The 10,373-nt window shown below is 41.1% G+C and carries 6 protein-coding genes; all 6 read right to left on the reverse strand.

Going from position 1 to position 10,373, the window contains the following annotated elements; all coding sequences use genetic code 11:
- Window positions 1-124 precede the first annotated feature (124 nt).
- Genes D0T60_RS18030 through D0T60_RS18055 form a run of 6 tightly spaced genes read right to left on the reverse strand, consistent with a single transcriptional unit; the run spans window position 125 to window position 10,067 of the window.
- Window positions 125-400 (reverse strand): hypothetical protein, encoded by a 276-nt coding sequence (locus tag D0T60_RS18030; RefSeq protein WP_163219789.1) that lies wholly within the window; start codon window positions 398-400, stop codon window positions 125-127.
- A 13-nt stretch (window positions 401-413) separates the two neighbouring features.
- Window positions 414-2,156 carry an SWIM zinc finger family protein gene (locus D0T60_RS18035; protein ID WP_163219791.1) on the reverse strand — a complete coding sequence of 581 codons (1,743 nt, stop codon included), beginning with the start codon at window positions 2,154-2,156 and terminating at the stop codon, window positions 414-416.
- On the reverse strand, window positions 2,132-3,259 hold the full coding sequence (locus tag D0T60_RS18040) for a VWA domain-containing protein (protein WP_239059604.1): 1,128 nt from the start codon (window positions 3,257-3,259) through the stop codon (window positions 2,132-2,134). Before D0T60_RS18040 ends, D0T60_RS18035 begins: the two co-directional genes overlap by 25 nt.
- On the reverse strand, window positions 3,256-5,649 hold the full coding sequence (locus D0T60_RS18045) for a DUF5682 family protein (protein ID WP_163219795.1): 2,394 nt from the start codon (window positions 5,647-5,649) through the stop codon (window positions 3,256-3,258). Before D0T60_RS18045 ends, D0T60_RS18040 begins: the two co-directional genes overlap by 4 nt.
- A complete protein-coding gene (locus D0T60_RS18050) occupies window positions 5,610-6,722 on the reverse strand; it encodes an AAA family ATPase (protein ID WP_239059605.1) in 1,113 nt (370 codons plus the stop codon). Before D0T60_RS18050 ends, D0T60_RS18045 begins: the two co-directional genes overlap by 40 nt.
- Window positions 6,723-6,734: 12 nt before the next feature.
- Window positions 6,735-10,067: a DUF4132 domain-containing protein gene (locus tag D0T60_RS18055; RefSeq protein WP_163219797.1), complete on the reverse strand. Its 3,333-nt coding sequence runs from the start codon at window positions 10,065-10,067 to the stop codon at window positions 6,735-6,737.
- Window positions 10,068-10,373: the final 306 nt, after the last annotated feature.

The raw sequence follows: 10,373 nt of genomic DNA on the forward strand, positions 1-10,373 counted from the left end.
TCCCCTGCAAGGGGGAGGTGCCCAAAGGGCGGAGGGGGTATCATACAACTAATTATGAGCATCTACTTATATGAATTAATTTTGAATACCTACTTATTAGAAACCTTTCGAATTTAAACAGAGACTAATTCGCATTATTCGTAATCATTTTCTGATAGAGTTCCAATGCACAAAGATCCGAAGTAACTTCCGATACTTTCTTTCTTCCATCCTTATAAGCATATACCGATTCAATAAACCGATTGATCAGATGTACACCTTCCATCATACTTAATTCGTGCATCCAACGTTTTAAGTCTTCCAGTTTTTGCAGAGTAACAGGTTGCAGGTTGTGAATACCCGTAAAAGCAATATCTGATAAAAGAAGTTCTAATTCTTTAAATAGTAGTTTTATGTTCATAATCAATTTGACGTTAGACTGGATCAAGAAAGAAATTATTCACGCTTTCACCGATGATACATACAGGCATAAGCCCCACAGCATGTTTTAAGAAGACCATGTAGCGCAACTGTTTATCTGTACGACTCCCTATACGCTCCAAATATTTAATAGCCAGAGTATATAATGAACTAAACTCCACAACTCCTGTTACAAATTCCCCCTCTTCGTTTTCTATTGTCAGATTTAGTTTCTGCTCGGTATGGCTGAAGTCGGTTTCTTTTATGTCTTGAAAAGGAACAATCACCAATTGATCCGGCTTTCGTTTATCAAAATAGCCATAAGTTTCTTCTATACTTTCAGGCATGGAGAACAAAGTGGTAGTATTCAAGAGTTCTTGTAACTGCTCCTGCCCTACTTTTCCTGTAAGTTCACATTGTGTCTGTCCGGAAGAAGAAAGACGGTTCTGCTTATTTAATTTAAAGTTCCTCAACACAAAAGAGGATTGCGACAAAGAAGCCAATGAGAATCCACCTCCCCAATGGTCATTCTTCATATACTGTCGTTTCATGTTTTCGATGGTTGCCAACTCTTCCGTTTGCTCATAGTAGCCTGCCAAACTTACGGTATAGGTACAGATGCTTTGCTTTTCGTGATAAAAGAAATAGGCTGTTATACCAAAATAACCCGAACGGGTTTGCCAAGGGTAAGCCCCTAAACCCGTAAAGTGTCCAACAGGGGTGGTATAATAATCGGAACGTGTACTCTCTATAAGTTGACTAAGCATTTGGGAGTTCCCTACATTCTCCAAAATCAAACGCATGGTGTTATGCAAGCGAGAAAGCGTAGCAAATGTAGTAACTTGATTAAACCCTATATGTTTACTAAGCATATTCTCCAAATCGGAAGAAAGGGAACGAAACAAACGAGCCAGATTGCCAATCCCTGCACTCTCCATACGAATGGAATATTGAATAGCTGTTTCCACTTCATTCTCTCCGCAAAAGATGATGCCTTTATCGAATATATCAACAATAAAACGATCGGCCGTTTGGAGTAGTAATTCAGTCTCAGCATTCACTAATGAAACGGATGTTTCGGCATTTTCTTCTTCATTTATTAATCCTTGTGTGCTTAAATAAGAAAGGATGGCTATTAGCTTGTGTTTGCACAAACCTTCTTTTCCACATTTACACACAGCTCTGTTTATGCTGTCTTGAACAGGAAAATAGACAGTAATATTCTCTGTATTGATTACAGCTTCAAGCATATCTCCTTGCGTGAACTCTGCTACCCAACCATCTTGTATCAACCGAAGCACATCTTCGAAAAGTTTCTTTCCTGCCTGTTTACGTAGTGAAACAATATCGGCTTCTTTTAATTCTTTCCAAGGTTCGATAACAGGAGAGGGCTCTGATGAAACATCCTTATCTAATAATGCTTCGGACGCTTCTGAATCTGTACCGGATGAGGAAGCGTATTCTGCAACAGCCAAAATAGCCATCAATATATGTTTGCAGACGGTTTTTGATGGACAAGTACATGTACTTTGCGTCATATTTTCATTGAGCGTAACCGTTACATCCTCCAATTGTACTTGCAATGAATCACCTGCTATCAGTTCTACTTTACCTCCTGCTTCCAAATCTTTTAAAGCTCGCTTATATAATCCTTTATTGGCTAATGTTACCAAAAAAGATTCATTGGCATAAGCTACAAAAGGTTGAGCCAATGCTTTGCAATCCGTTGAAGCTACGATATTATTTTTCCAATCCATTCGGCTAATTCTTCGGGGGTTATGGCAGCTACATCTGCTCCTATGGCAGATAGATATTGAGCTGCACGTTTATCATAAACAGGCGTACTTGAGTAATCGAGAGCAGGCAATACAAATAAGCGGCTACCTGCTTCAAGAATATCACGGCAAGAACGATACATATAATTATAGTTATTACCATCGTACAAATCGCTCACAAGTACCACAATAGTTTTTTGTGGGGCAGTTATCAGTTTCTTTCCATATTCGAGTGCTCCGTGTATATCTGTTCCTCCACCTAATTGTACTTTCATCAATGTCGTTACAGGATCATCAATATGATCGCTTAAATCGACAATGGATGTATCAAAGATAGCCAACTTTATAGAGAGAAACGGCATCCGGGCAAAGATGGAAGCCATTACAGCAGAATAAATAACCGACTCAAGCATACTCCCACTCTCATCTACCAGAATAACAAGATGCCAAGGATTATAACGACGTATATTCTGATTAAAATAAAGACGTTCGGGCACAACTGTCCCCAATTCGGGGTTGTAGTTCTTCATATTCTTACGAACGGTTTGCTTAAAGTCGAAATTGCGAGCTATCCGATAGTTCGAGTTCGACATAGGCAGTTTACGTCCGTAGAAGGTTTTCCTTACTTGTATTTCCAGCTTCTTTTGAAGTTCTTTAACCACTTGTTCCACAATCTCGTAGGCCAGCTTCTTTACATGGTTGGGCATCATGTTGCGGAAAGATAGAATATTCTTCAGCAGATTCATATTGGGTTCCATCTGCCTGAGTACAGATTCATCGGTCAGCAACTGCGTCAGATTATATTTATCCAAGGCTTGTTTCTGCATCACTTCCACTGTTCGCTGAGGAAAGAGTTTCTTTACTCGCTTTAGCCATCCCGGAACTGTTAATACAGAACCGCCACGACCACCACGAGAGGAATTTTCCTCTCTCATTCCTTGTTCGCTGCCATATTCGCGGTTATACAAGAAATACAAAGCACCGTCCAGTTCCTTATCGTTCTTATCAAGAGGCAATGAGGCTTCTGCAAAGTCTCCCAGAATAAGACGCCAACGATTGGCTATTTTAGATTTGTCATTCTTCATAATTTCCAACGATTTAGTTCCTCCAAAGCCTGTTTATCCAAACTCATGGCTGCCAGAATTTCTTCTTGGGAGAAAGCGATACTTCCCAACAATTGATCTTCGGTAAGCGTATGATATTGAGCCACAATTTTACCCAGTCTGTCCAATTCTCCCGGCAGGAAGCTTGTAAAGGCATATCGTAAGTTGGGGAGAATGGTAAGAAACTGCTCGTCATCAGCTTCTGCAATTACGCGGTCAATGGCTTCAAGTATACGTACATCGGAGAAGAGGATATCACGAGCTACCAGAAACAAACCACACACAAAAGAGGCGGCTTCTTCGGGTTGATTGATACTACTTTCCAGGTAAGCTGTTATCTGACGACAAAAGTCTTCTTGCTCTATAAGTCCTTCCTTATAACATACAGCCAAACAAACGCCAAATACTCGACTATTGGAAAAGCTATCTTGTGTTATCTTTTCTACCGCTTGAAGGAAAGGTTCTTTATCAAATCCGTTAGTAGATTCTAAAGTATAACCATACAAATCACGTAAGCGCTCGGAAACTACTTGTTCCTCATCTTCCGTTGCATCCTTTACTACGGTAATTTGCTGTACCGCTTCCATAAAGGCCAGGTTGCTTAATTGTGGAATTAGCGGATTCACCTCTTCATCCATCAATTGCTGCATGGTAATTAAATATAATAGACTACCCGTCAGGCGGCACAAGCTAATAAAATTCCTCTCGTTAGCTATAACTTGCCTGATAGCATCTTCGTATTGTGTATAGAAGTTCTCAATGCCCATTACCTGTACAGACAGTAATAGTTTACCCAATTGTTCGGCAGTCAGGTTATCTTTAAATTCTCTTTCTATCAGGGATGCGCACATTTGCGAAAGCGTAGTGCCATATACCGAAAGATCTATTAATTGGGTTTCTACTTGTGTGCTGTATCGGCAAATCCAGATTTCACGTACCAGATTTTTATTCTTCCCATTCACATAATCAGGTCCCGATTGCATGGAGCAAAAGCCCGTCTTCAAGTATTCCAATTGATGAAGAAAACGGCTTTTACGAAAGTGAGCAGGGTTCTTGATGATATCTAATGTTACCTCCTGCCGTTCTACGGTGGAGGTTTTCAACCGATGCAAAGAACACAAGGCTCTGAATTCTTTTACTACCGGAGGTATCAAATCATTATCCACCACTTTCCCTGCTCCCATTCCGGAAAGCAGGCGAAGCAAGAAATCTACTTCGAATGTGGAAGTAGCATTGATATCTCCCTTTACAAAACAACTCCTTACCCCATCAAGCAGTTCATATACGCCCGGCTCCGGCTTACCACGAAGGGTAGCTAAAGAGCAAGCCATATTATAAGCGTTTATTTCATCGGGCAAAGAGGTGCTTTGGGTTTTACGGGCATAGCGGGCTGTTTTTATAATATAGTCTAACACAGCATCCTGATATACCGCTGTTTTATCTTTCTGCATCTTATCCCAAATGGTATGATAAAAAGCAGGGAAAGGCATACCTGCTGCATAGCCCGATTTACTATCGGCTTCTTTAAAAGTATAAGGCATCAGGTAAGAAGCCACATTTTCGGGTTTGTAAGAAGCAGAAAGCACGCTTTCTTTTCCTTCGCGCAGAGCTTCCATCAAGCCAACAATGTGAAATGCACCGGCTACTACCAATACACGTTTACCGGAAGAAAGGGACTTCTTTATTTCAGTAGCCATATATATTTCCCGGGCTATGTCTTCCTTTAAAGAGGGCTCATCTTCAGGAGTGGCTAACCTCATATAATATCCCAAATAGAAAACATTCCGCACAAAAGATTCTGTAGAGAGTGTTCCGGCATTCAACTCATAGCGACTTTCCCAAAACTCGGAGAAACTACGGCATCCTGCACGAGAAGCTACTCCTGCTGTATACAGGTTTACTTCGTACTCTTTATTTTCATTATAATAGTACTGCGTTTCCTGCTCATCTTCTTGCTTATTAAATAAACGAGCGGCATAAGGCAAATCAATAAATCGTACGGGTACCGCCATCTGAAAACCTTTACGAATCGCTACTAACTCCGGAGAGAAAGCAAGAAAGGGGTAATAAGCCCGATACTTTTCTTTGTCTTCGGTTAGTTTACCTTCTTTATCATCATAACTATAATAGATACAGAAAGGCGGAGCCGATTGATCATCGGCTATATAAGGAAGCAATTGACCGGAATCCGAAGGACCCTCAATCAGTATTTCGTCGGGTTTATATTGTTCAATGGCATGTTTCAGGTGCAAAGCACAGCCGGGCGAGTGATGCCTTACGGGATAGTAAAGTACCTCACCTTCTTTATTGAAACTTTGTCGGAATAATTGTTCTACTTGATCGATGTTCTGCTCTCGTAATATTCCTTCCATTTTCCTCCGTTCCTTTCGGCTTTGATACGTACTACACCATTAAAATAATCTTTCAACTTGGGAAGATCATCTTTATTCTCTTTCATCACGGCTCCCAGCAGGTTTTGAGTCAGAGAACGCATACTGATGCTTCCGTCGCCATAATAGTGTGCCTCCAAAGCTGATTGGTAATATACCGATACAGCTTCTGCCGTACTCATAACTCCGGATAGTTTCTGTATCTTGGCTTTCTCAAAGGAGGTTCCGTTGCGAAGTTCATTGAAAGTAGAGGCAAGAATATCTACTACTTCTTCCTGCACAGGCATATCTAATCCGTTGGCGGCAAGCATACCACTGCATTGTTCGGTGATGATTTTACTTTCCAAAGCTACGCTGCGCACGGGTTCTACGGTTTCGAAGTTGAAACGGCGTTTAAGAGCGCTACTCATTTCGTTGATACCTTTATCGCGTGTATTGGCTGTGGCAATGATATTGAATCCGGGAGAAGAGAATAGTAAACCGTATTCTCCAAATTCGGGAATGTTCAGCACCCGGTCGCTCATAATACTGATTAAGCTATCCTGAATCTCTAATGGACAACGGGTTATCTCCTCAAAACGAGTGATAATCCCTTTCTCCATACCAATATATACAGGAGAAGGAACAAGCGCCTCGGGCACAGGACCTTTAGCCAGCAGCAGCGCATAATTCCAGGAATACTTAATGCTATCTTCGCTGGTTCCGGCAGTTCCTTGCACGGTGTTTGTACTGGTACCACAAATGGCAGCAGACAGCAGTTCGCTTAGCATGGTCTTGGCCGTTCCCGGTTCGCCAACTAACATTAAGCCACGGTTTCCGGCAAGGGTAATGATGGCACGTTCTACCAAAGCATCATCTCCAAAGAACTTAGGAGTGATTTTTACTTTCTTGCCATCGAGTTCCAAAGGATCTTTTTCTCCTAATATAAAGGAACGAATGGCACGGGGAGAGAGCAGCCAGTTTGCCGGCTTACTCCCTTTATCATGTTTACGGAGGGCGGCAAGCTCATCGGCATAGCGCATCTCCATAAGTGGTTTTTGAACTGTAGGTTGCATATATTAAATTTATTAATTCTCTTTCAGCGTATCGAATACTCCGATCACCGAGCAAACAAAGCGTTGAGGAACATTATTTGGATTCAGAATCAGATTGGCAGCAGGCTCTTCCACCACTGTTCCATCTTCGGGGAGGCGATAGAAAACGACTTCATTCAATGTCACATCTTCATCATAATCCTGCCCCATATACATATATTCAAAGTTTAGTTGGGCCGCTATGTTGAGGTATTTATCTACCCAATGGAAACAAGTGTAACTTCCACCATCCCATACTTCGCCTCGTACCATGTTGTACTTCTTGGCGAGTCCAGCAATTTTACCCGATAGGGGCATTGTTCCTTTGTATCGAACGATTTTGTTATTGTTATCCATTTCTTCTTTTGCGAGTTCGGGAACAGACATGGTTAATTGTGGTAAAGGTTGCACCACCTCATAATCATCTAACTGTTCTTTCCATTGAGCCAATGTTTCATCAGATAGTTCGCAAGGATGTATCAGTGTAATGGCTACATGATCGGGTAAAGCGTATTCATCTTCATTTACAGTATTAAAAGTACCATCATCCATGTAGCGGAAGGTTTCTAACAATGTACTATCTTCGTAAGCTCCCCAAATCAAACCTGTGGCAAACTTATGCATAATCGGGTTTTCGACAAAGAGTTCACTCCAGGCATCCGCTTTCCAACGACGACCATTCATGATAACTTTCTCCAAACGATTGGTTTGCGCCTGTACAGTGGCTTTGATTTGTTTCTTCAACTCAGAGAATTCTTTCTTGGCTGCTGTGGCTTTTACTGCATCATCATTAACACCGGGCGAAGGCATTGATTTGATGTTCTTTTGCTTTTCATCGTCTCGGATAGAGAGCGAGAAATCCGGCATGAGTGTGATAGTAAATGTACGTGAACCATAATCAAGCACCTTCTCCCCTTCTTTATTAAAGCCAAGGGTGGGCACTATTTTATCGGATAATACATCTTCGGGGATTTCCAACGCTTTGGCAGCAAAAGAGAAAGCAGCTTTGGCAGCATTCTTTACCTGATTATTGGGGAACTTAGTAGCCATTGCGTCTATCATCATCAACGCTACACTGCCTCCATTCATTGCAATAGCATTCACCACAAAGGCAGCAATGGCTCCGCGAGATGCTTCTGCCCAATCTTTCAGTTGGGTACGCAATGCCAGAATTTGTGTATCGGAAGCATAGATACAATAAGGCACCATAAACATTTTCTTCTTAGCTTCTGCACCATTGTCTTTCCAGTAAAGATAGATATTCTCAAATACAGATTGCAGATCAGGGCGGTGCAGCATATCCACCACCTTATCACAGATCTTTATCTTATAAGGTTCTTCAAGAGATAAGTATTCCGATAATAAATACTGTATAACCACTAATGGAGCTTTCTCGCTGAGGTCGGCAAAGCGGACATCAGTCAGCATATCTTCGGGAATCCAAGAGATTTGCTTTTGATTGTCTTTATCATAATTGTCGGCACAAAAATCCATCACCATTTGGTTGTCGGTAAAAGTAAAATTGGCACCATACTTACGGTCGTTGTCCCACTTCTTTATCAATCTTTTAGCGGCAGCCAAAGCATCTCCTTTCATCTTAGGCATTCCTGCTTCAAGTAAAGGACGAACTTCGGTTTCCAGTGCTTCCATCAGCTCTTCGGCTTTCTTACGAAGCTTTTTCGACTTATTACCAAGCAAGGCAAGTAAAGGACCATAATCATCTACTTTAACCGTTCCATATAATAAATCTGCCCAAACAAGCAGTTCTTCAATCTCCATTTTGCCACTTGTAAAGAGTTCCATAGCCTCTTCTTTATGTTGCTTAATCAATTCGGGGGTAACGGTGGTTGAGAATAAATTGCGGTAAGTGCCCCTCCATTCGGTGTGTGCCCAGCAATAAGCTGCAAAAACATCTCTTACTCCAAAATCTGCTTCCGAATCAAGCAGGGTCTGTATACTTTCTTTAGGATCAATGCTCAGCCATTCTTTGCGCGATGCCAGGAAAAGACCTATTACATACCCACGGTTTTCCATGTTCTGTTCCACTGAGTTGGCTTGTTCTAAAAGCAACCAAATGAAACGACGTGCCAAAGAAATATGTTCATATAATAAAGAGAATCCGGGGATAATGTGTTCGCTGACTCCCCATCCTAAGTTACGTGTATATTTAATGCGAGCTTTCACTGCATCTTTAACGGGCACCGAGTTATCGAGCAGTGCCAATGTATCAATCGTAGAGGAGCTTCCGGTGTATTGTTGTGCAAATGTGGCAATCATGCCTGCCATGGCTTTACCACACTGCTCGGCTCTTTGAGTTGCTTCGCTGTTTGCCGGCTTTTCTCCTTCGTTCAATAGATAGATGGTAAATAAGTAAGGTACATACATATATTCCCCGGGAATGGTAGAGGTGCCCAACTTGTCGAACAATTGCATGAAGGTTTCTTTATCTTCGGCATATAGTTTGGTGAAAATAGCCTGCCTGTTTACGTCTGAGCGAAGAGAAATCATCATACAATAATAATAAGGCCAGCGCACGGCTTCTATGCTATTGAGGAAAGGAATCATCTCTTTATCTCCCACATGATTGAGCACAAGCTGTGCTGCCTGAGTGTTGGTGGCCAGTTGTTTCTGAAGTCTTTCTTTCAATATGGGAGAAAGCATATAAGACTGAAATAAAAGTTCAATAATATACAGTCCGTTTTGTTTATCTGTTTTGTTGATAATGATGTCCAGATAGTTATTGTACGTTTTAGCATCCTTCTTTATTAGCTCCACAGCCATATAAAGAGCCAGGAAGACTTCTCTTGAAATCTTAGTTTGTTCGGGTGTAGGTTTTAACTTGTTTATCAGGCGTTCCATAAAGCCACCGGAAGTACCGGCGTGTTCTTTCAGCAAACCATCTGTATAGTGAATAGATTCTTCGGGGCATTCTTCCAGCAATACGCCTGCCAGTTCATAAAGCGTTTCTACTGATATATCTTTTATTTTTGTTACGGCATTTTCTATCACTGTATCAAAAGTATAGCCTATGCGCAATAGCATTTTAGTATCTTGCAAAATGCGGTATGGTCCGGACATGATTCCATCTCTGCGAACTTTGGATAGCACCAGCAATATACGTTTAGCAGTTTCGGCATTCTCCTTATAAAGTTCTTCTCTCATCCATTCTTCATAATAAAAATATTGCTTTTTACCTTGAAGAAGATTCTCGTCTAAAGTATCTGTTTTACCTTCGATATAATCGCATACTTGTGCAAAATTTTTCCACTGATAATGAGGGCGATCGTATACTTTGATAAATACATCGATCATTTTTTGTTTATCCATAATGTAGGTTTGTTATGTGTTGTTTTTCAATAATTCAGCAAAGATAACATTTCAAAGATTGCATGCAAAAGGAAGTCAAACTCTATTTCAATTTATTCAAAGAATCTTTGTCACTCATTGCCACAGGCATGGCACGTTAGTGCCACGGGCATGGCACAGTTGTGCCACAGGCATGGCACAGTTGTGCCACAGGCAAGGCACAACTATCAATCTGTATGTTAACGTTTTTAGTTGACTACTTTCAGTCTTATTAATAGAATTGGTTGCCTCGGTTTATACTTAGTTATAAACTAGGTTGACCTTTTT

Source organism: Bacteroides sp. 224 (assembly GCF_010500995.1).
Taxonomy (GTDB): Bacteria; Bacteroidota; Bacteroidia; order Bacteroidales; family Bacteroidaceae; genus Bacteroides.